Source organism: Catellatospora sp. TT07R-123, assembly GCF_018327705.1.
In the GTDB taxonomy this organism is placed as follows: Bacteria; Actinomycetota; Actinomycetes; order Mycobacteriales; family Micromonosporaceae; genus Catellatospora.
Window position 1 is genome coordinate 3,042,359 of the sequence record NZ_BNEM01000002.1, and the last position, 25,680, is coordinate 3,068,038.

Consider the following 25,680-nt stretch of genomic DNA (forward strand, 5'->3'; position numbering starts at 1 on the left):
GCCGCGACTCGGGGAGTCTGCGACGCACGCCGGGGGTTGGGGGGTTATGGGGACGAGGTCAGCCGGAGAAGTCGTTCAGGTAGACCGTGGGGGTTGCGGTGTTGGCGGGGCCGCCGGTGTTGTTGATGACGTGGGCGATGGTGCCCTGGCCGCCCAGGGAGACGATGACCAGGTTGTGGAACTTCACGCCGGGCTTGACCGGGACCTCGAAGCCGCGCTCGCCGACGATGGACAGGTCCTGGGTGAAGACGCAGTACGAACCCACGCCCCACGCCTCGTGCGTGGTCACCGAGTCGGCGACCTTGTACGCGGCGTAGCCCCGGGTGGTGCCGTTCATCCAGGCGGCCTGGTTCGGGGCCTCGTACGGCAGCTCGTTCTGGAAGAAGTACGTGCGGCCGCCGTTGCCGTTCCAGATGACCTCGTACTTCTGGTAGTGCTCGACGAACAGGCCGTACATGGTGACGTCGTTGCCGTTGACGATCAGGCCGGTGTCGGCGGTGTTGACCGTCCAGCCCACGCCGGTCCCGTGGTCGGCGCGCCACAGCCACATGTGGTCGCCGATCACGTTGTTGCTGTTGATGACCAGGCTGGTGGTGGCCTTGCCGGCGCCCGCGCCGCCGATGCGGAAGTACACGTCGTGCAGCGAGCTCGGGTTGGCGGCGTGGTTGGCGGTCGACCCGGCCGCGCCCATCTCCATCAGCGTCGCCGAGTTGGCGGTGCCGGCGTCGATGAGCAGGCCCGCGACCTGGACGCCGTCGACGTCGGCGACCTTGATCGCGGTGATGCCGTTGTCCGGGATCAGGGTGGCCAGGCCCAGGCCCAGCACGACCGTGTCGGCCCGGTTGACCTGCAGGGTCTGGTTCAGGTGGTACACGCCGGGGGTGAACAGCAGGTTCTTGCCCGCCGCCAGCGCGTTGTTGATGGTGGCCGCGGTGGCGCCGGGGCGCACCACGTAGAAGTCGGCCAGCGAGATCGAGGTGCCGACCGGGGTCTTGTTGTACCAGCTGGTGCCCTGCGAGTTGAGGCGCACACCCGGCTTGAACACGCGGTACGTGCCGGTGCCGTCGATGTACAGGAACGGCTTCTCCCGCACGACCGGGGAGTTGGTGACGACGGTGTGCGACGGGTTCGGGAAGTGCGGCGCGGGGGCGCCGGTGACGCCGGTGAACACCATGTTCCACACCGAGCCGGTCCAGCTGCCGAACTCGCTGTTGCGCGAGAACCACTGCTGCTGCGAGCCCGACGAGACCAGCCCGTCGACCTTGCTGTCGGCCATCAGGCCGCCGGAGGCCCAGCCGTCGCCGCCGTTCCAGAGCTGGATCTGGTTGCCGGCGCCCTTGAGGTGCATCCGCCGGTACGCCGCGGCCTGCGCGACCGCCCAGCGCTCGACCGTGGTGCCCGCGGGCAGCGTCACCGACAGGTTCTCGGCGGTACGCCAGAAGTTCTGGGTGGCGTTGCCGCCCATCCACAGCGCCTCGACCCGCACGTGGCCGTTGAGGTTCACGTCGTCGGGCGAGAGGCCCAGGCCCGCGACCTGCGTGTAGAAGCCCAGGTTGACGTCGGCGGTGTAGGTGCCCGGCTTGAACAGCACCGCGTACCGGCTGGCGCCGAACTGGTTGGTCTCCTGCTCGGTGAAGATCTGGTTGAGCCGGTTCTGGATGGTCGCCGTCGGGGTCGACGGGTCGTAGACGATGGTGTTCGGCCCGAGGTTGGGGTTCATCGGGTCGGTCGGCTCGACCGGGTCGGTGACGACGCCGCCGCCCGCGTACACCTTGAACTCCCACAGCGAGTAGCCGTAGCCGGTGTTGCGCTGGGTGCCGTACATGCGCACGTAGCGGCCGGAGCCGGAGACGGCCAGGGTCTGGGTGCCGCCGGTGCCGGTCGTGGTCGAGTAGACGTTCGTCCAGTTCGCGGCGTCATCGGACACCTGGAGCTGGAACGCCTTGCCCGACGCGGTCTCCCACTCCAGCTGCACCTGGCACAGGGACTTGGTGCTGCCCAGGTCGACCTGGATCCACTGCGGGTCGGTGAACAGGCTGCCCCAGCGGGTGCTGGAGCTGCCGTCGAACGCGGCGGCCGGGGTGCCGGACTCGGTCGAGGAGGCCGCGGCGGGCTTGCCCTGCGAGGCGAGCGCGCAGGTCCCGGGCGAGGTGCTGGGGCTCGGGCTGGGGCTCGGCGGGGTGCCGCCGATGACGCCGTAGACGCCGAACTCGTAGAGCGAGTAGCCGTAGCCGCTGTTGCGCTGGGTGCCGTACATGCGGATGTAGCGGCCGGAGCCGGAGACGGCCAGGGTCTGGGTGCCGCCGGTGCCGTTGACGGTGCTGTAGACGTCGGTCCAGGCGGTGCCGTTGGCGGAGACCTGGAGCTGGAAGGCCTTGGCGTACGCGCCTTCCCACTGGAGCACGACCTGGCTGATCGCCGCGGTGGCGCCGAGGTCGATCTGGATCCACTGGGGGTCGCTCCAGGCGCTGCCCCAGCGGGTGCCCGCGTTGCCGTCGACGGCGTTGCTCGCGGGCAGGTCGGCGCCCTGCACCGACGAGGCGGTGGCGGTCTTGCCGACGGAGATCAGGGGGTCGGCGGCGTGGGCCGCGGGCACGGCGAACGCGTAGGTGCCGACGAGGGCCAGCACGGCGGCTGACGTCGCGAGGAGGAGTTTGCGGCGCCGGGGCGGCGCCGCGAGGCCGGGGAGCGGCTCGGGACTCATGTTCTGCCTTCCGAACGGGGGTACGGGGCGATGCGGGAACAGTGCCTTCGCGGGACTGGAGAGCGCTCTCCAAAGTGTCCCCGAGTATTACGCTCCCGTTGCAGCGACGTCAATATCTGCTGCCGTCTTGTTCTCTCTGATCCCTTTTGTACCCACGGCAGAGCACGCCCGAAGTCGCCTACGGAAATCGCTCTCCCCGGAATGGCGCGGCTACAGACGCCAATGCCAAGGAGAGCGCTCTCCATCGGTGGCTTGCCGGCGCGCCCTACCCTGGCCGCATGAGCCTGGACGCACCGTTCACGGGACAGCTGTACCTGCCCGACAAGGCGCTCACCACCGGCACCTCGCCGGTCCTCGACGCCCACGGGCACGCGATCGCGCACGTGCAGTGGCACTTCTGGACGGTGCGCAGCCGGTTCGAGATCCTGGACTCGCGCGGCACCGTGCTCGCCGAGGGCGGCACCCAGGGCTGGACCGGACGCCAGCTCACGGTGCGCACCCCGGCCGGGCGCACCGTCGTCGACATCAGGTTCGGCCTGTGGCGGCCCATCAACGGGGCCACCATCACGCTCGGCAGCGGCCGCTCCCTCGGCGTACGGCAGACGAGCATCTGGTCGGACCGCAACTTCGAGTTCTCGGCCGGCGGCCGGGTCGTCGGGCGGATCACGCCGACGACGGGCGTGCTGAGCTTCCGGCCGGACTCGTACTCGTTCGTGCTGAACAGTTCCGCGATGACGGCCCTGGAGGCGATCAGCCTGGCCCAGGCCCTGCGCGCGGCCGTACGCGCCATGCGCCAGCAGCACTCCGGCTGACCCACCCCGGGCGGTCCGGCCTGGCCGCCCGGGGTGGACCGGGGCGGGTCAGACGCTGAGGGTGAAGCGGTCCAGGTCGGGTTCGCCCAGGCCGTCGGTCACGCCGGTCTCGCGGGCCCACTGCGCCGCCTCGCTGACGCGCACCGTCACCTCGCCGGTCAGCCGCTTCTTGATGTGGGTCTGCGGCTCGCCGTTGCCCCGCTCGGCCTCGGTCTGCTCGGTCAGCGAACGTCCCCACAGGGTCGCCGCGGCGGCGACCACGGCGACGACCGGCACCCCGAGCTTGCGGGCCAGCTTCTCCTCCGCCGCAGTGGCACCGGCCTCGGCCACGGCCAGCAGCCGCGAGTCGACCCAGCCGAAGCCGGAGGTGATGATGTCGCGCTGGCGGCGGCGGGCCTTCTCCACCGGGCTCTCCTGCACGACGGCCTCGGCCGGCATGCTGGTCGCACCGAACGCCCGCCGCATGGGGGCGCCGCTGGCCGAGTCGCGCAGCTTGGCCGCGTCGACCGCGACCTGCTCCTTCGCCGGGCCGAGGAGCGCCTGCGCCTCGTCGCCGACGAGCAGGTCGGCGATGGCGACGCGGTGCTTGCAGGCCGTGCCGAGGACCACCGGCAGCACGAGCAGTTGCTCGGCCGACAGCGGCTTGGTGCCGCGCTCGACCGACGCCAGCCAGGAGACGGTCCACTCGAAGCCGAGACCGCGGGCAGCCGCCGCGATCTCCTCATGGCCGATGCCCGCGTCCAGCCGAAGCCAGCGCATGTTCCGGCCAATCAATTCACGTACAGATATCGATTCCGCCATGTTTTTTTCCATACCCACGGCGCCAGACGTTAGGTAACGCGTGAGTAACCGGCAATGGAATGCCGTCAACGCCACACCGCACTGTCGTCGATCAGACTCAGCGACCTCGGTCACGGTGGTGCGGGCACGGGCCGTCGGGCATCGGCGGACCCGGTGGCACGGCCACCCCCGCCGCGAGCAGCGCCGATCGCAGCTCGATGAGGCAGTTGGCGTCCCCGATCAGCTCAGCGGGCACACCGATGTCCACCTCGGACACCGTGATCCGGTAGGTCTGGGCGCGGATGGTGCCGTTGGCGACGGCGAAGTCGGCCACGGCCCGGACCCCGGCGGGGGCGGGCAGCAGGCGCAGCAGGAATTCGGGGCGGTCGCCGTGGGCGTACCCGTCGAAGGGGGCCTTGACCACCAGGTCGGGCTCCGGCGACAGCCAGTCGGCCTCCCCCGGGCGCACCGAGTGGCGGCTGCGGAAGATCTCGTGCCGCAGCACCCGGTAGCGGTCGCACAGGACCAGCGCCCGCTGCACCCGGTCGGCCAGGGCGCGGGTGTTCTCGCCGGCGGCGACCGGGGCCAGCAGGGTCGCGAGCCGGTCGCGCCACCAGTGGCGCAGCGGCTCGTCCAGCGAGTGGCGCCACGCCTGCTCGGCGCAGTGCCCGGCGAACTCCAGGGCCTCGGCGAGCGCGGCCAGGCGCAGGTCGGCGGCGGGCCACAGCAGCAGCGGGGCCTGGCCGGGCAGGATGAGGGCGCTGGCGCGCCGCAGTGCGCAGTACTGGGTGACGGCGCGCAGCGCCCCGGTGGCGACCAGGTCGACGTCCATGGGGTTGTCGCACCAGTCCCAGTTGTGGCGGACCCGGTCGAGTTCCTGGTGCAACGGGTCGCGCAACCTGCTGACGCCGTGCTCGCCGTGACCGGGGCGGGTGACCGCGTCGACGGTGTCGGCCCCGAAGAGCAGAGCGGGGATGTAGTCCTGGCGCGCGTCGAGAATGTTCATCCGCGTACCTCCAGGCGCAGCTTATGCCATCGACACAAGTCCAATTGAGACGGTATGACACCCGCCGCGCGGCCAGGGCGGCCGGCCGGGCGGTCACGAAGATCACCAGCGGCTGTGGGGGCGGCGGCCCCGCCGGTGGTGCTTATATGGGTGGTATGACCAACCCGGCGATCCTGACCGTCGACGACGACGCGGCCGTCTCGCGGGCAGTGGCCCGCGACCTGCGCCGCCAGTACGGCGAGCGCTACCGCATCGTGCGCGCCGCCTCCGGCGCCGAGGCCCTCGACGCGCTCCGGGAGATCAAACTCCGGGGCGAACAGGTGGCGGTGCTGCTCGCCGACTACCGGATGCCGCAGATGAACGGCATCCAGTTCCTGGAAGCGGCGATGGACCTGTTCCCGCGCGCCCGGCGGGTGCTGCTGACGGCGTACGCGGACACCGATGCCGCGATCAGCGCCATCAACGTGGTCGACCTGGATCACTATCTGCTCAAGCCGTGGAACCCGCCTGAGGAGCACCTCTACCCGATCGTCGACACGCTGCTGGACGCGTGGCAGACCACGCCCGACGCGGCGACGGCCGAGATCCGGGTGGTGGGGCACCGCTGGTCGGCGCCGTCGTACAAGGTGCGCGACTTCCTGGCCCGCAACCTGGTGCCGTACCGGTGGCTGACCACCGACGACCCGGAGGGCCAGCGGCTGCTCAGCGCGGCCGGGGTGACCGAGGCCGACGTGCCGCTGGTGATCACCGCCGAGGGCAAGACGCTGGTGCAGCCCGGTGAGGCGGAGCTGGCCGGCAGCGCGGGCCTGACCATCACCCCGGGCTCGGACTTCTACGACGTGATCGTGATCGGGGCGGGCCCGGCCGGCCTCGGCGCCGCCGTGTACGCCGCCTCCGAGGGCCTGCGCACCGTGCTGGTGGAGCGGCGCGCCACCGGCGGGCAGGCCGGGCAGAGCAGCCGGATCGAGAACTACCTCGGCTTCCCCGACGGCGTCTCCGGCGCCCAGCTCACCGACCGGGCCCGCCGCCAGGCGCTCAAGTTCGGCGCCGAGCTGCTCAGCGCCCGCGAGGTGGTGGCGCTGGAGCAGGCCGGGGCGACCCGGGTGGTGCACTTCGCCGACGGCAGCCGCATCGCGGCACACAGCGTGGTGCTGGCCACGGGCGTGTCGTACCGGATGCTCGACGTGCCCGGCTGCGCCGACCTGACCGGGCGCGGGGTCTACTACGGCTCGGCCGCCACCGAGGCGGCCAACTGCGCCGGGCAGGACGTCTACCTGGTCGGCGGCGCCAACTCGGCCGGTCAGGCCGCGGTCTACTTCTCCCGCTACGCCAGCCGCGTGCACCTGCTGATCCGCGCCGAGAACCTACAGCGGTCGATGTCGCAGTACCTGATCGACCAGATCGAGGCGATCGAGAACATCACCGTGCACCCGTTCACCGAGGTGTGCGGCAGCGAGGGCGGCGAGCACCTGGACCGGATCACGCTGGTCGACTCCCGCACCGGGCAGCGGCGCACCGTGGACGCCGAGTGGCTGTTCATCATGATCGGCGCCGAGCCGCGCACCGAGTGGCTCGACGGCGTCATCGCGCGCGACCCGCGCGGCTTCGTGCTGACCGGGCCGGACCTGATCCACGGCGGGCACCGCCCGGCCGGGTGGAACCTGCCGCGCGACCCGTACCACCTGGAATGCAGCGTGCCGGGCGTCTTCGCCGCCGGTGACGTGCGCGCGGACTCCGTCAAGCGCGTCGCCTCCGCCGTCGGCGAGGGCGCCATGGCCATCTCGCTGGTGCACCGCTACCTGGAGGCGCAATGACCACCACCGACGAGCCCGTGCGCGCCTGCGGCGGCGGCACCCCGCTGCCCGAGCGGCTGTCGCGGGAGCAGCTGCGCACCCTGTTCCTGTTCGAGAAGCTCAGCGACGACCGGCTGGACTGGCTGACCGAGCACGGCGCCGTCGAGCACTTCGCCGCCGGGCCGGTCTACCGCGAGGGCGACCCGGCCACCTGCTTCTACGTGCTGCTCTCCGGTGCCGTCGCGATGAGCCGGCAGGTCCACGGCGAGCAGCTGGAGACCAACCGCACCGACCAGCGCGGCGTGTACGCGGGCGCCACCCAGGCATACCTGGGTGACCGGGTCAACCAGGTCTACCCGAACTCGCTGCGCGCGGTCGTCGACTCCGACTTCCTGGTGCTGCCCGCCGACACCTTCGCGAGCATGATGCGCGAGTGGTTCCCGATGGCGATGCACCTGCTGGAGGGTGCCTTCTTCGGCATGCGCAGCCAGCAGACCATCGTCAGCGAGCGGGAGCGGCTGCTCGCGTTGGGCTCGCTGTCGGCGGGCCTGACCCACGAGCTGAACAATCCCGCCGCCGCGGCCGTACGCGCCACCTCGGTGCTGCGCCAGCGGGTGGCCGGGATGCGGCACAAGCTCGCCCTGATCGCCGACGGGCGGCTGGACGGCACCAAGCTGCGCCAGCTCGTCGACCTCCAGGAGGAGGCGGTCAAGCGGGTCGCCTCCGCCCCGCAGCTCACCCCGATGCAGACCTCCGACGCCGAGGACACCCTCGCCGACTGGCTCGACGAGCACGACATCGCCGGGGCCTGGGACATCGCCCCGACGCTGGTCGCGGGCGGGGTCGACCCGGAGTGGCTGGGCAAGGTCGCCGAGACCGTGGGCGGGGAGAACCTGGAGTCGGCGGTGCGCTGGCTGACGTACACGCTGGACACCGAGCTGCTGATGGGCGAGATCGACGACTCGGTCACCCGGATCTCCGGGCTGGTCGCGGCGGCCAAGCAGTACTCGCAGCTGGACCGGGCGCCGTACCAGACCGTCGACCTGCACGACCTGCTCAAGGCGACGCTGATCATGATGCAGGCCAAGATCCCCAAGGGGGTGTCGGTGGTCAAGGAGTTCGACCGCAGCCTGCCCAAGATCTCCGGGTACGCCGCCGAGCTGAACCAGGTCTGGACCAACCTCATCGACAACGCCCTGTCGGCCATGGGCGAGCAGGGCACCCTCACCGTCCGTACCGGGCGGGAGGACGGCGACTGCCTGTTCGTCGAGGTCGGCGACACCGGGCCCGGCATCGACCCGGCGATCCGGCCGCGCATCTTCGAGCCGTTCTTCACCACCAAGCCTGTCGGCGAGGGGACGGGGCTCGGGCTCGACATCTCGTACCGGATCGTGGTCAACAAGCACCACGGCGACATCCGGGTCTCCTCGCAGCCCGGCGACACCCGGTTCCGCGTCGTGCTCCCGATCGACCCCGAGGCGGACTGAGCCCGACCAGCCCGACCAGGCCGACCAGGCCGACCACGTCGCGCTGCGGCGGGCGCCCAGTGCCGGCGCTGTCCTCGTCGCCGCCGCGGCGCGGGGTGGTGGGTGCAGTTTCGGGGAAAGTGGACGAATCTTGGACGCGATTCGAGCACTTTCCCTGAAAGTGTATGAACGCTGCGGGTGGCTCTGCTCGATCGGGCGCGGGTCAGCGGCTGTTGCGGCCGCGCGGGCCGTTCGAGGGACGCTCGGTGTGGGCCGCGCCGCCATGATCGTTGCGCGCGCGTTTGCGCGGGTTCCCTTTGCCGTCTTTGCCGTCTTTGCCGCTGTCCTTGCTGTCCTTGCCTGACGGTGATCCGGAATCGTGGACGCTGGATGTCGCTGGGGCAGCACCAGGCGTCCACGATTCCGGATCTTCCTGACCGCCCTCAACGTCTGGCACGGCGGTTTCCGCCGCCCCGGCCGATCCGTCGGCCGCTCCCGCCCCGACCACCGCCTCGTGCCCAGACGCCGCAGACGGCTCACCCACCTGCGGCACAGCCGCCTGCGGCACGATCTCCTGCGCCACGGCCTCCTGCGGACCGACCACCTCCGCCACGGCCTCCTGCGGACCGACCACCTCCGCCACGGCCTCCTGCGGACCGACCACCTCCGCCACGGCCTCCTGCGGACCGACCACCTCCGCCACGGCCTCCTGCGGACCGACCACCTCCGCCACGGCCTCCTGCGGACCGACCACCTCCGCCACGGCCTCCTGCGGACCGATCGGCTGAAGGTCAGCCGCCTGCGTCTCGACTTCTTGGGCTCTGACCTCTTGGGCTCCGGCCTTTCGTGCTCCGGCCTTTTGCGGTCCGGCCGCTGGCGGTCCGGCCGCTGGCGGGGTGGCCGCTGACGGGGTGGCCGCTGACGGGGTGGCCGCTGACGGGGTGGCCGCTGACGGGGTGGCTGCTGGAGCGGCGGTCGGCTGCGTTTCGGTCGGCTGCGGTCCGGTGGCTTGCTGGAGGGGCGCAGGTTCCGGTGGGGCCGTCGGCGGAGTGCGGGCGACGTCGGGAGAGAGGTCGCCGGTCGGCGTGAGGTCCGGGTCGGTCGGGGTGAGGTCCTGGTCGTGGTTCGGGGCGGGGGCGGCGGGGAAGGCGGGTGCCGGGGCGGGGCCCCCGTCCTGGCTGCGGCGGTGGGCCAGGGCCAGCTCGTAGTCGCGCCGGGACCGCTCGGCGTCGCGTTCGGCCTGCTCCCGGATGTCGCGCGCCTGCTCGTACGCCTTGCGCAGCACCTCCTGCGCCGCCGCCCGGATGTCATGGGCCTCCCGCTCGGCCAGCCGCAGCATCTCGTGGATCCGGGGGCCGACGGTGAGGTGCGGCCGGGCCTGGGCCAGCTCGGCGCCCAGCCGGGAGACCTCCATCCGGGCCACCCCGAGCGCCGCCTCCGCCTCGGTGAGCCGCTGCACCTCGGCGGCCAGCCGCCGCAGCCGCCGTCCCATGTCCTCGATGAAGTCGTCCACCTCGTCCATCGCGTACCCGAACAGGGCGGTGGGGAACCGCTCCGCACTGTCGAGCTGGGCTGCGGTCCGGGCCATAAGGAAACCCTAGCCAGGGTCCGGGCTGGTCAGAGCCCGATTCGGATTCTTGCGGCGGCCTACGTCCAGGCCACGCGCAGCCGCGCCAGTCCGGACGCGAACGCGGCCCGGTCCAGCACCGCGCCCCGGTGCGGTCCGGCGGCGACCGGCTCGTCGAAGAACCGGTCGGGCAGCGTACCCATGCCGTGCCCGAGCTTGTCGTCGATCGCCTGCTGGCGGCGCAGCCGCTCCCGGCCGAGCGCGAACACGTCGTCGGGCGCGAACGGCCGCCCCCCGCGGCGGCCACCGGCGGTCTGGGCGTCGATCGCGCGGGATTGCACGTCGAGGGCGTGCAGGATCCCGCCGAAGCCGTCCGGCTGCTCGGTCCACTGATCGGTCCGCTGCTCGCCGGTGCTCAGGTCGAAGTGCGGGTACACGCTCACACGGGGACTGGGGCGTCCGGGCGGAGCAGCCCTTCGGCGACCAGTTCGGCCCAGAGGTCGGCGGGGGTCGGGGCGGCGATGCGGGCGGCGGCCTGGGCCACGTGGTCGGGGTGGTCGGCGCCGATGACGACCGAGGCGACGGCCGGGTGCGCCCCGGCGAAGGCGAGGGCCGCCTGGGGCAGGCTGACGCCGTGCCTGGCGCAGACGGCGGCGATGGCGCGGGTGCGGGCCAGCACGGGGGCGGAGACGCGGCCGTACTCGAAGGTGGCGGTCTCGTCGGGGTGTTCCAGGGCGAGCAGCCCGCTGTTGAACACGCTGGCGTTGAGCACCCGGATGCCGCGCGCGGCGCAGGCGGGCAGCACGGCGTCCAGTGCCCGCTGCTCCAGCAGGGTGTAGCGCCCGGCGACCATGAGCACGTCCGCGTCGGTCTCGGTGGCGAACCGTTCGAGCAGGCCGAGGTCGTTGGTGCCGACGCCGATCGCGCCGAGCACGCCCTGCGCCCGCAGCGCGGCCAGGGCCGGGTAGCCCTCGCGCAGCGCCGCGTCCGGGTCGGGGCTGGCCTCGGGGTCGTGCAGCAGCGCGATGTCGATCCGGTCGAGGCCGAGCCGGGTGAGGCTGTCGTCGAGGCTGCGGCGTACGCCGTCGGCGCTGAAGTCCCAGACGCGCCGATGGGTGGCGGGGGTGTCGAAGCCGTGCTCGCGGTCGCTGCCGCCGTCCGGATTGTCGACCAGCACCCGGCCGACCTTCGTGGACAGGGCGTACGTCTCGCGCGGATGCCGGGCGAGCACCCGGCCGAGGCGGCGTTCGGCCAGGCCGACGCCGTAGTGCGGCGCGGTGTCGTAGTAGCGCACGCCGTCGGCCCAGGCCTGCTCGACGGTGGCGTCGGCACGCTGCTCGTCGATGGCGCGGTAGAGGTTGCCCAGCGGCCCGGAGCCCAGGCCCAGCGGGGTCACGGCGGCGAGAGGGTCGGTCAACGCGGTTCCTTTCCGGCGTCGGCGTGGACGCACACGATGTCGAGCCGGCGCGGCCCGTGCACGCCCTCCACCCGGTTGAGCTCGATGTCGCTGGTGGCGGAGGGCCCGGAGATCATCGTGAGGGGGCGGGCCGGGTCGGGCAAGGCCGCGAACAGGTCGGGCACGTCGGCCACGACGCGGTCGTCGTACACGACGCAGACGTGGTGGTCGGGGACCAGCGTGAGCAGGCGGCGGCCCTGGCCGGGGCCGGTGTCCAGGACGATGGTGCCGGTCTCGGCGATCGCGGCGGCGCAGCCGGTGAGCACCGACAGGCCGGGGGCGTCCAGCTCCGCCGGGGTGAGCCCGTGGTCGGGCAGCCGCGGCGGCGCCAGGTCGCGGGTCCACGCCTGCGGCAGCCCCGGGGGTACGACCACCGCCGACGCCCCCGCCAGCAGCCCCGCCAGCACGCCGGGCAGCTCCGGTTCGGTGCAGCGGTGGATGCCGGCGCGGTAGTCCCCGGCCCGCTCGGCGAACAGCTCACTCAGCATGGGTACGCCTCCACCAGTCGCGGAAGGACTCGGGTGCGGGCAGCGGCGCGTCGCGGTGCGCCGTCCACGCCGTCATCGGCCAGGGCGCCCGCCGCAGCGTGCCACCGTGGCGCCGGGTCACCGCGCGCAGCGGCGCCGCCCCGGTCCGGGCCGCGCGCAGGGCGGCCCGCCAGCGCCTGCGGTCGCGCATGACCCAGCTCAGCGTGGACATGACGGCCCGTTCGGCGGCGGGTTTGGGCCCGGTCTGGCGCAGGTGCACCAGGATCTCCGGAATGTTGATCTTCACGGGGCAGACGTCGTAGCACGCCCCGCACAGCGTCGAGGCGTACGGCAGGGACCGGTTGGCGCCCGCGTCCTGGCCCGTGAGCTGCGGGGACAGGATCGCCCCGATCGGTCCGGGATAGACCGAGCCGTAGGCGTGGCCGCCGGTGCGCTCGTACACGGGGCAGACGTTGAGGCAGGCCGAGCAGCGGATGCAGCGCAGCGCCGCCCGCCCGACGGGGTCCTGCGCGGTCTTCGTCCGCCCGTTGTCCAGCAGCACGACGTGCAGCCGCTGCGGCCCGTCCCCCGGCGTCACCCCGGTGAAGATCGAGGTGTACGGGTTCATCCGCTCCCCGGTCGACGAGCGCGGCAGCAGCCGCAGGAAGTCGCCGAGGTCGGCCATCCGGGGCAGCAGCTTCTCGACCCCGACGACGGCGATGAGCGTGCCCGGCAGGGTCAGGCACATCCGCCCGTTGCCCTCGGACTCGACGATCACCAGCGACCCGGTCTCGGCCACGGCGAAGTTCGCCCCGCACACCGCCACCTGCGCCGACAGGAACGTACGCCGCAGGTACTCCCGCGCCGCGCCCGCGAGCACGGCGGGCTCGTCGGACTCGGCGGTGAACCCGGGCATCCGCTCGGCGAAGATCTCGCGGATCTGGGCGCGGTTGTAGTGGATCGCCGGGACCAGGATGTGCGACGGGGTGTCGTCGGCCAGCTGCACGATCAGCTCGGCCAGGTCGGTCTCGATCGCGGTGATCCCGGCGTCGGCCAGCGCCTCGTTGAGCCCGATCTCCTGGGTCGCCATCGACTTGATCTTCACGACCCGCTCGGCGCCCTGCTGGCGCACCAGGTCGGCCACGATCGCGTTGGCGGCCGCCGCGTCGGCCGCGTGGTGCACGACCGCCCCCGCCCCCACGGCCGCGGCCTCGAACGCGGCGAGCAGCTCCGGCAGCCGGTCCAGCACCTCGTCCTTGGTACGCGCGGCCCGCTCCCGTAACTCCTCCCAGTCGGGCACCTCGGCCACCACCCGCGCCCGCTTGTCGCGGATGGTGCGGGTGGCCCGGCCCAGGTTGGCCCGTAGCTGCGCGTCCTTGAGCTCATGGGCGGCGGCGGCCGGGAACGGCGTCACGGCCACGATCGGCAGGTGCCGGCTCATGCCCGCGCCCCCGTGCCGGCCAGGATCTCGGCGTAGTGGATGGGCCGCGGGGCGCCCGGACGCCGTGCCAGCCCGCCGCCGATGTGGGCCAGGCACGAGTTGTCGGCGGCGGCCAGGTACTCGGCGCCGGTGGCGGCGGCGTTGGCGCACTTGTCGGCGAGCATCGCCCCGGAGACGCCGGCGTTCTTCAGCGCGAAGGTGCCGCCGAAGCCGCAGCACTGCTCGGGCTCGGGCAGGTCGATCAGCTCCAGCCCGGACACCGCGCGCAGCAGCCGCTGCGGGCGGTCGCCCAGGCGCAGCATGCGCAGGCCGTGGCAGGTCGGGTGGTAGGTGACCCGGTGCGGGAAGCGGGCGCCCACGTCGGTCACCCCGAGCACGTCGACGAGCAGTTCGGACAGCTCGTACACGGGCAGGGCGGTGTGGGCGCGCAGGTGCGCGGCGCACGAGCCGGACGGCGACACGATCACGTCGTGCCCGGCGAACGCGGCCTCGGTGTGCCGCTCCAGCTCGCGCGCGGGCCGGGCGTAGCCGGTGTTGGCGTGCAGCTGGCCGCAGCACGTCTGCTCCGGCGGGAAGGCCACCGTGTGGCCGAGCCGTTCCAGCACCGCGACGGTCGCGATCCCGGCTTGTGGGAAGAGCGCGTCGTTGAGACATGTCACGAACAGGGCGATGCGCACCGCGACGGCCTCCTCTCTGGACGTGGGTTCCGCTCTTGCCCGGCGATCCTATAGGATCCATGATGTAGGCGAAAGGAGCCACGAGATGACCGACCAGCCGCCGCCGGGCAGGAACCGATGAAGGTTCTCGACCTGCGCGTACGCGACATCCGCTTCCCCACCTCGCGTTCCCTCGACGGCTCCGACGCGATGAACCCCGATCCCGACTACTCGGCGGCGTACGTCGAGCTTGTCACCGACGGCGACGACCACGGACACGGGTTCACCTTCACCATCGGGCGCGGCAACGACATCTGCGCGGCGGCCATCGAAGCGCTTCGACCGTACGTGATCGGCCAGGATCTGGACAGCCTCGATCTCGGCGAGTTCGGCCGCCGGCTCACCCACGACTCGCAGCTGCGCTGGCTGGGCCCGGAGAAGGGCGTGGTGCACCTGGCCGCGGGCGCGGTCATCAACGCCGCCTGGGACCTGACCGCCCGCCGCGCCGGGCTGCCGCTGTGGAAGTTCCTCACCGCCATGTCCCCGGCCGCGCTGGTCGACTGCGTGGACTGGCGCTACCTCACCGACGCGCTCACCCCCGCCGCCGCCCTCGACCTGCTCACCGACCGCGCCCCCGGCCGCGCCGAGCGCGCCGCGGCGATCGAGGCCACCGGCTACCCCGCCTACACCACCTCGGCCGGCTGGCTCGGGTACGACGACGCCAAGGTCACCAGCCGCGCCCGCCAGGCCGTCGCCGACGGGTTCAGCATGGTCAAGCTCAAGGTCGGCGCCGACCTGGGCGACGACCTGCGCCGGTTCACCGCCGCGCGGCAGGCCCTGGGCGACGGCTTCCCCATCGCCGTCGACGCCAACCAGCGCTGGGGCGTGGCCGAGGCGATCGACTGGATGACGGCGCTGGCGCACCTGGACCCGTACTGGATCGAGGAGCCGACCAGCCCCGACGAGATCCTCGGCCACGCCGCCATCCGCGCCGCCCTGTCCGGTGCCGCGCCCGGCGGCCGCGCGATCCGGGTCGCCACCGGCGAGCACGTGCACAACCGGGTCATGTTCAAGCAGCTGCTCCAGGCCGACGCGGTCGACGTCGTCCAGATCGACTCCGCCCGCGTCGGGGGCGTCAACGAGAACCTGGCGATCCTGCTGCTGGCCGCCGCGTACGGCAAGCCGGTGTGCCCGCACGCGGGCGGCGTCGGCCTGTGCGAGCTGGTCCAGCACCTGTCGTTCTTCGACTACACCTCGGTCTCGGCCACCCTGGACGGCCGCATGATCGAGTACGTGGACCACCTGCACGAGCACTTCACCGACCCGGTCCGCATCACCGGCGGCCGCTACGCCGCCCCCACCGCCCCCGGCTTCTCCGCGCGCATGCACGAGCAGTCGCTGATCCGATTCGAGTTCCCCGACGGTCCGGAGTGGAAAGATGAGTGACTTCACCGGCCTGGTCGCCGCCGTCACCGGCGGCGCGTCCGGCATCGGCGCCGCCTGCGCCGACCTGCTCGCCGACCGGGGCGCCCGGGTGGCGATCCTGGATCGCGACCCCGGCAGCCCGGCCCGGCACCTGCCGGTGCTCGCCGACGTCACCGCCCCGCTCGAAGCCGCGATGGACCAGGTCGCCGCCGCGCTCGGCGGCCTGGACATCCTGGTCAACTGCGCGGGCATCAGCGCCGTCGGCACGGTCGAGCAGGCCGGCGACGACGAGTGGCACCGCTGCCTGGACGTCAACGTGGTCGGCACCGCCCGCGCCAGCCGCGCCGCGCTGCCGCACCTGCGCCACTCCGGCAGCGGCGTCATCGTGAACATCTCGTCCATCGCCGCCGGTGCGGGCCTGGTCAACCGGGCCGTCTACTCGGCGACCAAGGGTGCCGTACACGCGCTGACCCTGGCCATGGCCGCCGACCTGGTCGCTGACGGGGTGCGCGTCTGCGCGGTCGCCCCGGGCACCGTGGACACGCCGTGGGTGGCGCGGCTGCTGGCCGGCGCCGCCGACCCGGCCGAGGAGAAGCGGCGGCTGGCCGCCCGGCAGCCGACCGGGCGCCTGGTCAGCGCGGCCGAGGTGGCCGAGGCGGTGGCGTACCTGGCCTCGCCGCGCTCCGGTGCCACCACCGGCACCTCGCTGGCGGTCGACGGCGGCATGTCGGGTCTGCGGCTGGTCCGCTGACCGTCCTGCGCCAGATCAGGAGGGTCTGCGACACTCACGCGGCGTGTTCTGACGCAGACTCTCCTGATCTCCTCGAAAGGCAGGGACATGAAGGCACGGGGGCTGGCGCTGGCATGCGCGGTGGCGCTGCTGGCAGCAGGATGTTCCAACCCGGACGACAAGGGCAACTCGGCCGAGCTGGCCGGGCAGGCCTGCCAGGCGTTCGGAAGCTTCATACGGCACCAGCCGCTGGAGGACGGGACCTCCGAGCCGATCGGCACCGCGGTGTACGCCGCAGAGGCGGCCGCGGCACAGGACCCTGACCGATACCGGCAGCTCGGAAGCCTGCTGGGCCAGGTGAAACTGGCCGAGTACTCCCACGCGCCCGACCCGGACAAGGTGACGGCGGCCGAGGCCGAGTGCGCGAGGCTGGGTTTCCCCGTCGCGATCCCAGCGGACCCGAGCTGACCGATGGTGCGGCGGGGTCAGTGGAGGCCCCGCCGCGCCGCCTGGGGTGAGCGCAGGCTCTCGTCTCCGGCCGCCGCGGCCGGCACCGTGTCGTAGCAGGCCAGCACCTCGGCCAGGCCGACCATGGCGAGCAGGCCGCCCAGCAGCGGGCCGACCCGGGCCAGGCGCAGGAATCCGCCGTGGGCGGCGCAGGCGCGGTGCGACAGCAGCAGGGCCGACAGCCCGACCGAGTCGCAGAACCGCAGCGCGCCCGCGTCGACCACGATGCGGAACTCGCCCCGGTCCAGCAGGTCGCTCAGGACGGCCCGCAGCAGCGGCGCGCTGTCGAGGTCGAGTTCGGGGCCCAGGACGACGACGGCCACGCCGAGGTCGTCCCGCTGCACGATCTTCACTGTCATCGGCTGTCACCGCCAGGTGTGCGAGCAGCGCCCGTTCCGGCGGCGAACACGGCCGCGGCAGCGGCCGCCGCAGGAGGGGTGCCTTCGGATGGCGCGTTCCATGTGTCATCGCGCGCGGAGGTGGTTTCGTTACACCGATACCGCGTTACCGGCCGCCGCAAACCCGGCGGCCGGTAACCGACACTATGCCGCCGCGCAGACGGTGCGCTGGCGGCCCAGGCCGTCGATCTCGACCTCGACCACGTCGCCGGGCGCCAGGTACGGGAACCGCCCCGACAGCGCCACCCCCTGCGGGGTGCCGGTGTTCACCACGTCGCCCGGATCCAGCACCGTGTACTGCGACAGGTGCCAGATCAGGTACGCCACGTCGAAGATCATGTCCTTCGTGGCCGAGTCCTGGCGCGGCTGCCCGTTCACCCACGAGCGCAGCCCGAGGCCCTGCACGTCGGCGAGCTCGTCCGGGGTGACCAGCCACGGGCCCAGCGGCTGGAACGTCTCGCATGACTTGCCCTTGGACCACTGCCCGCCCGACTGGTGCAGCTGGAAGTCGCGCTCGGACACGTCGTCGGACAGCACGTACCCGGCGACGTGGGCCAGCGCGTGCGCCGGGGACTCCAGGTAGCGGGCGCGGCGGCCGATCACGACGGCCAGCTCCACCTCCCAGTCGGTGGTCGTCGAGCCGCGCGGGATCAGGATGTCGTCGTACGGGCCCACGACCGTGTTCGGGGCCTTGTAGAACATGATCGGGGTGGTCGGCGGCTGGGCGCCCGACTCGGCCGCGTGCGCGGCGTAGTTCTGCCCGATGCAGACGATCGCCCCCGGCCGGGCGACCGGGGCACCGACCCGCAGGCCGGTGACGTCGGTCTCGGGCAGGTCGGCGGCGGCCGCCCGCACCCGGTCGAGGCCGCCCCCGGCCAGGAACGCCCCGTCGATGTCGGCGGTGATCCCGGACAGGTCGTAGTGGCGGCCGTCGGCGTACAGGACGGGGCGTTCGGTGCCGGGCGCGCCGACCCGCATGAGCTTCATCGTGGGACCTCCAGGCGGTAGATGCTGATCGCGGTGCCGGCCGACACGGCGGCGTGCTCGGCGGCGGACAGGGGCGGCAGGCTGGCGGCCAGCGCCGCGACGGTTTCGGCGTACGGGGCGGCCAGCTCGCAGACCGGCCAGTCCGACCCCAGCATGACCCGGTCGGCGCCGAACAGCTCCAGCGCCGCCGCCGCGAACGGGGCGATCCGCTCCACCGTCCATTCCGGACCCGCCTCGGTGAGCAGCCCGGACAGCTTCACGGCCGCGTTCGGGCAGGCGGCCAGCGGCGCCACCGCCGCGCGCCAGGCGGTCAGCCCCTCGGCGCTGATCCGGGGCTTGCCGAGGTGGTCCAGCACGAACCGCGTGCCGGGCAGGTCCCGGGCCGCGCGGGCGCAGGCGGGCAACTGGTCCAGCCGCACCACCAGGTCGACGGCCAGGCCGGCGGCACCGGCGGCGGCCAGGCAGGCGCGCACCTCGGGGCGGTCGAGGAAGCCCGGATCGGGCCGGCCCTGCACCTGGTCGCGTACGCCGACGAGGCGCTCGCCGCCGGGGGCGGCCCGCAGGGCGGACAGGGTCGCGGGCAGGTCGGGGTCGGTGAAGGACACCCAGCCGACCACCCCGGCGATGCGCGGGGTCGCGGCGGCCAGGGCGAGGAACGCGTACGTCTCGGCGAGCTCGCACCGTCCGGCCTCGACCAGCACCGTGGCGTCCACGCCGTCGGCGTCGAGGTGGGCGGCCAGGTCCGCGGCCGTGTAGTCGCGGCGCAGCGGTTCGAGCCCCGGCTCGGCCAGCCAGGCGTAGTCGGCGGTCCACAGGTGGTGATGCGCGTCTATTCTCACGGTTCACCCTTCCCGGCGACGCGCACGCGTCGTCACCGCCGTACCGGTACAGCGATCGTAGATCCTATAGCATAATGGATGTCGGTAAGGTTTACTCGCTCACGCCGGTGATAGTCAAGGGGGCTAGCGATGACCACGCCATCCGTCAGCGGCCGGGTCCGGCCCGCCCAGCGGCTCACGCTCACCGACGACGTGTACGAGTCGCTCAAAACGCTGATCATGGAGCATGCGATCGCGCCCGGCGACCGGGTCAGCATCGACGGCCTCGCGCGCACCCTCGAAGTCTCCCCCACTCCGGTGCGCGAGGCACTGGCCAGGTTGGAGTCCGACGGGCTGGTGCGCAAGCGGGCGATGTCCGGGTACACCACCACGCCGCTGCTCACCCGGGCCGAGTTCGAGGAGCTGTTCGAGATGCGGCTGCTGCTCGAACCGGCCGCCGCCGCGCGGGCCGCGGGGCACGCCACCGCCGACGACCGCGCCCTGCTCCAGACCGAGGCCGCCGCGCAGCCCGCCGTCGAGAGCGGCGACGGCTACCGGCGCCACGCCGCCTTCACGGCGCTGGACGCGCGCTTCCACGACCTGGTCGCCGAGGTCTCCGGCAGCGCCCTGCTGCGCGACGCGATCATCCGGCTGCACTCGCACCTGCACCTGCACCGCCTGTACTTCCCCTCCACGACCCAGGCCGGGGACACCGCCGCCGAGCACGGCCGCATCGCCACCGCCGTCGCCCGGGGCGACGCCGACGCGGCCGCCGACGCCATGCACAGCCACCTCACCGCCGCCCGCACCCGCCACCTCCCCGCCTTCACCCGCTGACCCCACCCCAAGATCAGCCAAGTTGCCGGGCAATCGGGCGTATCTTGGGCCCTCTTTCGCCCGATTGCCCGGCAACTTGGCCGGTCTTGGCCGGTCTTGGCCAGGGCGGGGCGGGGCGGGGCGGGGCGGGTCAGCGGCCGGACAGGGTGGTGCGGGCGTGTATGAGGGCGAAGCCGAGGAGGTTGAGGCCGGGCCAGGCGGCCGGGTCGGCGGCGCGCGCGTCGTCGGCGGCCACGCCGATGCCCCACACCGCGTCCAGCGGGCTCGCCTCGACGAGCACCCGATCGCCCGTGCCGACCAGATAGGACCGCAGGTCGTCGTGCTGGCCGAACTTGGCCAGGCTCGCGGCCACGACGATGTCGAAGCGGTGCTGCCGCCATACGCCCTCGTCGAAGCCGCGGACCTCGCGGCCGAACGCCTTGGCCTGGGCCGGATGGTCCGCCGACAGGATCTTCGCCGCCGCGGCGCGGTCGCCGAACAGCGTCGCCTTGCGCCACATCATGTAGTGCTCGGCGCTGGCGAAGACCTCGCCGTCGGCCGTGAACCCGACCGGCCACCATTGGCTCAGGCAGCCGCGGCCGATGCTGCCGTCGGGCTCGGGCCGGTGGCCCCAGAAGTAGAGGTAGCGGACCCGGGCGCCGGTGGCGCGCAGGGCGATGACGTCGGCGGCGGACTGCGGGATCACGCCCGACAGTGTCGCCGCGAGCCGCCGCCCCCGCCAAGCCGGTTACGGGGCGACGCGGGCGTCCCAGTCGATCCGGTGACTGTGCAGCCAGCCGAACATCCGCTTCGGCGTGAGCACGGTACGCATCATCAGCGGCGCGATCGCGCGGAACACCGCCTGCCCCACCGGCCCGGCGGCCTTGCGGTTGTTCTGCCGCGCCGCGAACGCCGCCACCCGCTGGACGCGCGGACGCCGCAGCCGCTCGTACGCGGCGAAGGCGGCGGGCAGATCGGGCCGGTCGCGCAGGCAGCGGGCCAGTTCGAGCGCGCTCTCGACCGCCAGCGACGCGCCCTGGCCGGAGCTGGACGACGGGGCGTGGGCGGAGTCGCCGACCAGCACCATCCGGTCGCGGTGCCAGCGGGGCACCGCCGGCATGATCTCCGACGGCCCGAACACGTAGAACTCGTGGCCGTCGGCGTGGCGCAGCAGGTCCCGGGCGGGCAGGTCGTCGGCGTGCAGCTCGCGCAACCGGTCCAGCCACTGCCCGGCCGGGACCGCCCGCGCCTGCGCCACGGTCAGCGGCTGGTCGTACGGCATGTTGCAGAACCAGCCGACGCGACCGTCGGGCTGCGTCCAGTACCCCATGAACGATCGCCTGCCCTGCGCGAACCGCATCAGCCCGTCGCTGACCGGACCCTGCCCGCCGTACCCGGCGAACGACTGGAGGCCGACGTAGCGGGGGCCCGGGGCGGCCGGGTCGATCAGGCCGCGCACCGTCGAGCGGATGCCGTCGGCGCCGACCAGGATGTCGGCCGCGGCGCTGGACCCGTCGGCGAAGTGGGCGGTGACGCCGTCCGGGGACTCGTCGACGGCGACCAGGCGGCGGCCGTACACGATGGGGATGCCCTGCGCGGCGGCGTGCTCGCGCAGGACGCGGTGCAGGTCGCCGCGCCAGACGACCCGGCTCGGCGGCAGGCCGGGCACGCCGCCGAACGCCATCATGTCCCGGCCCGTGCCCGCGTCCACGATCGCCATGCCCGGCATGACCTGCCCGGCCGCGTTCACCGCGTCGGCCAGGCCGAGCACGTCGAGCGCGGCCAGGCCGTTGGGCGCGACCATCAGGATGCCGCCGACGCCGTCGGCAGTGTCGTCGTACGCCTCGAAGACGCTCGCCTCGATCCCGGCCCGGCGCAGCGCGAGCGCGGTCACCGGGCCGGCGATGCCGCCCCCGATCACCAGCGCGGTCCTGGCAGCCGTCATGTCAGTCTCCCCATCACCTCGTGCCACCGCCGGACGTACTCCGGCTCCTGAAGCGACTGGATGACCTCGGTGACCAGGCGGCGCTCGGCCTCGAGCACCACCCGCCGGTACTCCTCCTCCACCAGGAAGATCCACGGCAGGCCGCCGTCGGTCGACGCCTTGATCATGCCGCCGACCTCGTCGAGCTGCGCGGCCAGCGCCGCCAGCCGCCGCTGGAGCAGCGGCACCGCCTCCTCGGGCGGCAACGCCGCCAGCAGCGACAGCGCGACGCCGAACTGCGGATACTCGTGCTTCGGCTCGGCGACGAGCTCGCGCATCCAGTCGAGGAACTCGGCCCGCCCCGCGTCGGTGATCGCATAGACGGTGCGTTCCGGGCGCTGGGTGTCGCGCACCGTCTCCCGCTCGGCGATGAAACCAGCCTTGAGCAGCTGTTCCACCACCATGTACAGCGAGCTGCGGTTGTACTTGATGTTGCGGTCCTTGCCGTGCTCCTGCAGGCGCCGACCCATCTCGTACGGATGCATCGCCTCGACGACCATCTCGGCCAGCACCGCCAGTGCCAGCGGGTTTCCCACCTTCCGCCGCTTCTCAGCCACGTCCGTCATCCTTAGTCAGTCCCGACTATACATGTGTGACTAGTCAGCATCAACTAATCCTCCGCCGACTACCCGTCCCCCCGCCGCCCCACAGCATCCCCCTTCCCCGTTGATCATGAACTTATGGCCGTGTTCGACGGCGTGTCGCCACCCCACCACCGTGATCACCCGCCCCTAGCCCCACCGAAGAGGCCAAGCCCGACCCCGGCGGGACGAAACCACCGCCCAAAGCGCCCCGAAACAGCGATCACGCCGCGTTGATCGTCGCCAGCGGTCAGATAGCGCCGCCGCAGCACACCTTTCGACCGCAGACAGCGATCTCCAGCCCCCAACCCGGCAGCGCGCCCGGCGCCCACCCGCCCGGCGCCCACCCGCTCCGCGCTCACCGCCCGACCAGCCCGCACCGGCAAACCCGCTGTCCTTTTCGGTTGCAGTACGTGCCGCCGTTGCCGATATCCCCGCTCACAGTCTTGCAGAATTTGGTTTGCAAACAGAATTCTGCAAGCCTAGAGTGGTTCTCATGACCGATGAGATCAAGCAGATCGCCAACGTCGACGAGTTCCGGGCACTGGCCCATCCGCTGCGGGTGCAGTTGCTGGGGGCGCTGCGCGAGCATGGCCCCGCCACCGCCACCGAGCTGGCCCAGCGGTTCGCCACCGACACCGGCTCCACCAGCTACCACCTGCGCAAACTCGCCGAGTTCGGCTTCATCGCCGAGACGGGCGAGCCGGGCCACCCGCGCGCCAGGCGCTGGCAGGCCGTACACCGGCTGACGGACTGGGATCCGGTGGCCATGGCGGGCAGCGCGCAGGGCCGCGAGGCGGTCGCGGTGATCCGGCGGCAGCAGGTCGAGACCCTGGCCGCGGACATCCGGGCGTACGAGGCGGCCGAGACGACCCTGCCCACCGAGTGGATCGAGGCGAGCGGCGTGGGCGACCTCGTCGTGCGCCTGACCCCGACCTCACTCAACCAGCTCTGGCAGCGCTTCTACGCGCACGTGGACGAGCTGGTCGCCCACGACGCCGGCGCCACCGACGCCCGCACCGTCAGCGTCATCGTCTCCGGCCTCCCCCGCTGACCCGCGCCGCCCAGCGCCCAGCGCCACGCACCCCAAGATCCGCGAAGTCGCCGGGCAATCGGGCGAATGAGGCCGCAAGATACGCCCGATTGCCCGGCAACTTGCGGGGTCTTGGGCGAGGCGCGGGCGGGCGGACGCGCAGGACGCGTGGGGCCGGCAGGACGCGTGGGGACGGCGGGACGGCGGGACGCGTGGGGCGGGCGGGCCGGCGGGACGCGTGGGGCGGGCGGGCCGGCGGGACGCGTGGGGACGGCGGGACGCGGGGCGCGTGGGGTGGGCGGGACGTGCGGGGGCTGGGCGGGAGTGGTGTGGGGCTCGATGGGTCGCGCCCCGCGCACGGCCGCGCAGGGGTGGCTCTACTGTTACGCCATGTCGGACCGCATCTACCCGCCGGTGATCGCCCTCGCGAAGGCCTCCTTCCGCCTGCTGTCCATGCGTATCACGGTCGAGGGGGCCGAACATGTGCCCGCCTCGGGCGGCGCGGTGATCGCCAGCAACCACATCAGCTACCTGGACTTCATCTTCGCCGGGTTCGGCGCCTGGCCGGCGCGGCGGCTGGTCCGCTTCATGGCGAAGAAGGAGATCTTCGACAACCGGTACGCCGGGCCGCTGATGCGGGGGATGCACCACATCCCGGTGGACCGGGACGCGGGGCTGTCGTCGTACAAGGCGGCGCTGGCCGCGCTGAAGTCGGGCGAGGTGGTCGGGGTGTTCCCCGAGGCCACGATCGACCAGTCGTTCACGGTGAAGGACATCAAGAGCGGGGCGGCGCGGCTGGCGGCCACGACCGGGGTGCCGCTGATCCCGATGGCGCTGTGGGGCACGCAGCGGTTCTGGACCAAGGGGCGACCGAGGAACCTGCTCCAGCGAAACATCCCGGTGACGATCCTGGTCGGCGAGCCGATGCACCCGGCCCGCCGGGACAAGCAGGAAGACGTCGCGGCCGAGCTACGGTTGCGGATGAAGGCGCTCCTAAATCGGGCGCAGCAGGATTATCCGGATAAGCCTCGCGGCCCCGAGGACTCCTGGTGGCTGCCCGCCCACCTGGGCGGGAGCGCGCCGGAACCTCAGTCGATCGAGGAGACCGAGGACGAGTAGCTACGGTGTCGTAGGTTACGGTACCGTAGTCTCGAACCTCTGGAGGCACTGCGTATGACCGAGACCGTCGACACGATTGCCCTGCTCAAAGAGCTGGAGCCGGTAGTCGAGAGCAACCTCAACCGACACCTGGCAACCGCCAAGGAGTGGTTCCCACACGAGTACGTCCCGTGGAGCCAGGGCACCGATTTCGACGGCGTGCTCGGTGGACAGGCGTGGGAGCCGGGCCAGTCCAAGCTGTCGGACGTGGCCCGCACCTCGCTGATCGTGAACCTGCTCACCGAGGACAACCTGCCCAGCTACCACCACGAGATCGCGACGCTGTACGGCCGCGACGGCGCGTGGGGCACCTGGGTGCACCGCTGGACCGCCGAGGAGGGCCGTCACGGCACCGCCATCCGCGACTACCTGCTGACCACGCGCGCGGTCGACCCGGTGGCGCTGGAGCGGGCCCGGATGACGCACATGGAGGGCGGCTTCACCGCCGACCACCCCGACCTGCTCGGCTCGCTGTCGTACGTCTCGTTCCAGGAGCTCGCGACGCGGGTCTCGCACCGCAACACCGGGCGCGTCAGCGGCGACCCGATCTGCGACCAGCTGCTGGCCAAGGTCGCCGCGGACGAGAACCTGCACATGCTCTTCTACCGCAACCTGCTCAGCGCCGCGTTCGAGCTGGCGCCCAACGCCGCCATGGACGCGGTGCGCCGGGTGGTGAAGGACTTCCAGATGCCGGGGCACACGATCGAGAACTTCGGCCGCAAGTCGGTCCAGATCGCCGTGGCGGGTATCTACGACCTGCGCATCCACCACGACGAGGTGGTGCAGCCGGTGCTGCGCCAGCTGCGCGTGATGGAGCGCGACAACCTCGGCCCCGACGGCGAGCAGGCCCGCGAGGACCTGGCCGAGTTCGTGGCCGGGCTGGACAAGGCCGCGACCCGGTTCGAGGAGAAGCGGGAAGCCTCGCGCGCCCGCGCCGCAGCCCGAGCCGCCTGACCGGGGCGAGGCTGCCTGACCGGGGCGAGCCGGCCCGACCCGAGCGGGGCGACGGCCACATAGCATTGACGCTGGCCTATCTAGAGCACGGATTGTGGAAATCCGTCTACTAGATAGGCCAGCGTCGATTAAAAACCGGGG

The 25,680-nt window shown here is 72.6% G+C and carries 25 protein-coding genes; 10 read left to right on the top strand and 15 right to left on the bottom strand.

Translation table 11 applies throughout. The annotated features are described in order from the left end of the window. Positions 1-58 precede the first annotated feature (58 nt). Positions 59-2,704 (bottom strand): discoidin domain-containing protein, encoded by a 2,646-nt coding sequence (locus Cs7R123_RS33290; RefSeq protein WP_212832459.1) that lies wholly within the window; start codon positions 2,702-2,704, stop codon positions 59-61. Between the two features lie 278 nt (positions 2,705-2,982). On the opposite strand from Cs7R123_RS33290, the gene Cs7R123_RS33295 reads away from it, so the two are divergent. Then, a complete protein-coding gene (locus tag Cs7R123_RS33295) occupies positions 2,983-3,516 on the top strand; it encodes a hypothetical protein (protein WP_212832461.1) in 534 nt (177 codons plus the stop codon). Positions 3,517-3,564: 48 nt separating this feature from the next. Here the strand turns inward: Cs7R123_RS33295 and Cs7R123_RS33300 are convergent, their stop codons facing one another. Beyond that, entirely contained in the window at positions 3,565-4,275 is a 711-nt protein-coding gene (locus Cs7R123_RS33300; protein ID WP_212832463.1) for a hypothetical protein, read from the bottom strand. A gap of 139 nt (positions 4,276-4,414) precedes the next feature. Next, a complete protein-coding gene (locus Cs7R123_RS33305; RefSeq protein ID WP_212832465.1) occupies positions 4,415-5,302 on the bottom strand; it encodes a hypothetical protein in 888 nt (295 codons plus the stop codon). A gap of 146 nt (positions 5,303-5,448) precedes the next feature. On the opposite strand from Cs7R123_RS33305, the gene Cs7R123_RS40920 reads away from it, so the two are divergent. Both Cs7R123_RS40920 and Cs7R123_RS33315 read left to right on the top strand, forming a co-directional pair. Beyond that, the gene (locus Cs7R123_RS40920; protein ID WP_280517342.1) at positions 5,449-7,116 is read left to right on the top strand and encodes an FAD-dependent oxidoreductase; all 1,668 of its coding nucleotides are present in this window, start codon (positions 5,449-5,451) and stop codon (positions 7,114-7,116) included. Next, a complete protein-coding gene (locus Cs7R123_RS33315; RefSeq protein WP_212832467.1) occupies positions 7,113-8,582 on the top strand; it encodes an ATP-binding protein in 1,470 nt (489 codons plus the stop codon). The genes Cs7R123_RS40920 and Cs7R123_RS33315 overlap by 4 nt, the downstream gene beginning before the upstream one ends. Positions 8,583-8,784: 202 nt before the next feature. Here Cs7R123_RS33315 and Cs7R123_RS33320 read toward each other — a convergent pair whose 3' ends face one another. From Cs7R123_RS33320 to Cs7R123_RS33345, 6 genes are read right to left on the bottom strand one after another with little or no spacing between them, the layout of a single operon-like run. After that, positions 8,785-10,149 (bottom strand): DivIVA domain-containing protein, encoded by a 1,365-nt coding sequence (locus Cs7R123_RS33320; protein WP_212832469.1) that lies wholly within the window; start codon positions 10,147-10,149, stop codon positions 8,785-8,787. Between the two features lie 59 nt (positions 10,150-10,208). After that, positions 10,209-10,571: a hypothetical protein gene (locus Cs7R123_RS33325; protein ID WP_212832471.1), complete on the bottom strand. Its 363-nt coding sequence runs from the start codon at positions 10,569-10,571 to the stop codon at positions 10,209-10,211. Continuing rightward, a complete protein-coding gene (locus Cs7R123_RS33330) occupies positions 10,568-11,545 on the bottom strand; it encodes an aldo/keto reductase (protein ID WP_244872306.1) in 978 nt (325 codons plus the stop codon). Before Cs7R123_RS33330 ends, Cs7R123_RS33325 begins: the two co-directional genes overlap by 4 nt. Continuing rightward, positions 11,542-12,072, bottom strand: coding sequence for an LUD domain-containing protein (locus Cs7R123_RS33335; RefSeq protein ID WP_212832472.1), 531 nt, complete (start codon positions 12,070-12,072; stop codon positions 11,542-11,544). The genes Cs7R123_RS33330 and Cs7R123_RS33335 overlap by 4 nt, the downstream gene beginning before the upstream one ends. After that, positions 12,062-13,492 carry a lactate utilization protein B gene (locus tag Cs7R123_RS33340; protein ID WP_212832473.1) on the bottom strand — a complete coding sequence of 477 codons (1,431 nt, stop codon included), beginning with the start codon at positions 13,490-13,492 and terminating at the stop codon, positions 12,062-12,064. The genes Cs7R123_RS33335 and Cs7R123_RS33340 overlap by 11 nt, the downstream gene beginning before the upstream one ends. Further along, positions 13,489-14,169, bottom strand: a complete 681-nt coding sequence (locus Cs7R123_RS33345) for a (Fe-S)-binding protein (protein ID WP_212832474.1) — start codon at positions 14,167-14,169, stop codon at positions 13,489-13,491. Before Cs7R123_RS33345 ends, Cs7R123_RS33340 begins: the two co-directional genes overlap by 4 nt. A gap of 117 nt (positions 14,170-14,286) precedes the next feature. Here Cs7R123_RS33345 and Cs7R123_RS33350 point away from each other — a divergent pair, with 117 nt between their 5' ends. The 3 genes from Cs7R123_RS33350 (at position 14,287) to Cs7R123_RS33360 (ending at position 16,771) form a co-directional block, all read left to right on the top strand. Continuing rightward, positions 14,287-15,594, top strand: a complete 1,308-nt coding sequence (locus Cs7R123_RS33350) for an enolase C-terminal domain-like protein (RefSeq protein WP_212832475.1) — start codon at positions 14,287-14,289, stop codon at positions 15,592-15,594. Beyond that, entirely contained in the window at positions 15,587-16,324 is a 738-nt protein-coding gene (locus Cs7R123_RS33355) for an SDR family NAD(P)-dependent oxidoreductase (RefSeq protein WP_212832476.1), read from the top strand. The genes Cs7R123_RS33350 and Cs7R123_RS33355 overlap by 8 nt, the downstream gene beginning before the upstream one ends. An 87-nt stretch (positions 16,325-16,411) precedes the next feature. Then, positions 16,412-16,771: a hypothetical protein gene (locus Cs7R123_RS33360; RefSeq protein WP_212832477.1), complete on the top strand. Its 360-nt coding sequence runs from the start codon at positions 16,412-16,414 to the stop codon at positions 16,769-16,771. A gap of 17 nt (positions 16,772-16,788) precedes the next feature. Here Cs7R123_RS33360 and Cs7R123_RS33365 read toward each other — a convergent pair whose 3' ends face one another. From Cs7R123_RS33365 to Cs7R123_RS33375, 3 genes are all read right to left on the bottom strand, one after another. Continuing rightward, positions 16,789-17,169, bottom strand: coding sequence for an STAS domain-containing protein (locus Cs7R123_RS33365; protein ID WP_212832479.1), 381 nt, complete (start codon positions 17,167-17,169; stop codon positions 16,789-16,791). 183 nt (positions 17,170-17,352) lie between these two features. Then, positions 17,353-18,195, bottom strand: a complete 843-nt coding sequence (locus Cs7R123_RS33370) for a fumarylacetoacetate hydrolase family protein (protein WP_212832481.1) — start codon at positions 18,193-18,195, stop codon at positions 17,353-17,355. Further along, entirely contained in the window at positions 18,192-19,034 is an 843-nt protein-coding gene (locus tag Cs7R123_RS33375; RefSeq protein WP_212832483.1) for an amidohydrolase, read from the bottom strand. Before Cs7R123_RS33375 ends, Cs7R123_RS33370 begins: the two co-directional genes overlap by 4 nt. Before the next feature lie 129 nt (positions 19,035-19,163). Between Cs7R123_RS33375 and Cs7R123_RS33380 the strand changes: the two genes are divergently transcribed. After that, positions 19,164-19,850, top strand: a complete 687-nt coding sequence (locus tag Cs7R123_RS33380; RefSeq protein WP_212832485.1) for a GntR family transcriptional regulator — start codon at positions 19,164-19,166, stop codon at positions 19,848-19,850. Between the two features lie 130 nt (positions 19,851-19,980). Here the strand turns inward: Cs7R123_RS33380 and Cs7R123_RS33385 are convergent, their stop codons facing one another. The 3 genes from Cs7R123_RS33385 to Cs7R123_RS33395 are packed head-to-tail and all read right to left on the bottom strand — an operon-like array spanning position 19,981 to position 22,370. Further along, positions 19,981-20,535, bottom strand: a complete 555-nt coding sequence (locus Cs7R123_RS33385; protein WP_244872307.1) for an NADAR family protein — start codon at positions 20,533-20,535, stop codon at positions 19,981-19,983. A gap of 42 nt (positions 20,536-20,577) precedes the next feature. After that, the gene (locus Cs7R123_RS33390) at positions 20,578-21,774 is read right to left on the bottom strand and encodes an FAD-dependent monooxygenase (protein ID WP_212832487.1); all 1,197 of its coding nucleotides are present in this window, start codon (positions 21,772-21,774) and stop codon (positions 20,578-20,580) included. Beyond that, entirely contained in the window at positions 21,771-22,370 is a 600-nt protein-coding gene (locus tag Cs7R123_RS33395) for a PadR family transcriptional regulator (RefSeq protein WP_244872308.1), read from the bottom strand. Before Cs7R123_RS33395 ends, Cs7R123_RS33390 begins: the two co-directional genes overlap by 4 nt. 520 nt (positions 22,371-22,890) lie before the next feature. On the opposite strand from Cs7R123_RS33395, the gene Cs7R123_RS33400 reads away from it, so the two are divergent. The 3 genes from Cs7R123_RS33400 (at position 22,891) to Cs7R123_RS33410 (ending at position 25,539) form a co-directional block, all read left to right on the top strand. After that, complete coding sequence (locus Cs7R123_RS33400; RefSeq protein WP_212832491.1) at positions 22,891-23,448, top strand: helix-turn-helix domain-containing protein; 558 nt, start codon at positions 22,891-22,893, stop codon at positions 23,446-23,448. A 369-nt stretch (positions 23,449-23,817) separates the two neighbouring features. Further along, positions 23,818-24,546 (top strand): 1-acyl-sn-glycerol-3-phosphate acyltransferase, encoded by a 729-nt coding sequence (locus Cs7R123_RS33405; protein ID WP_212832492.1) that lies wholly within the window; start codon positions 23,818-23,820, stop codon positions 24,544-24,546. A gap of 54 nt (positions 24,547-24,600) precedes the next feature. Then, positions 24,601-25,539: an acyl-ACP desaturase gene (locus tag Cs7R123_RS33410; RefSeq protein WP_212832493.1), complete on the top strand. Its 939-nt coding sequence runs from the start codon at positions 24,601-24,603 to the stop codon at positions 25,537-25,539. Positions 25,540-25,680: the final 141 nt, after the last annotated feature.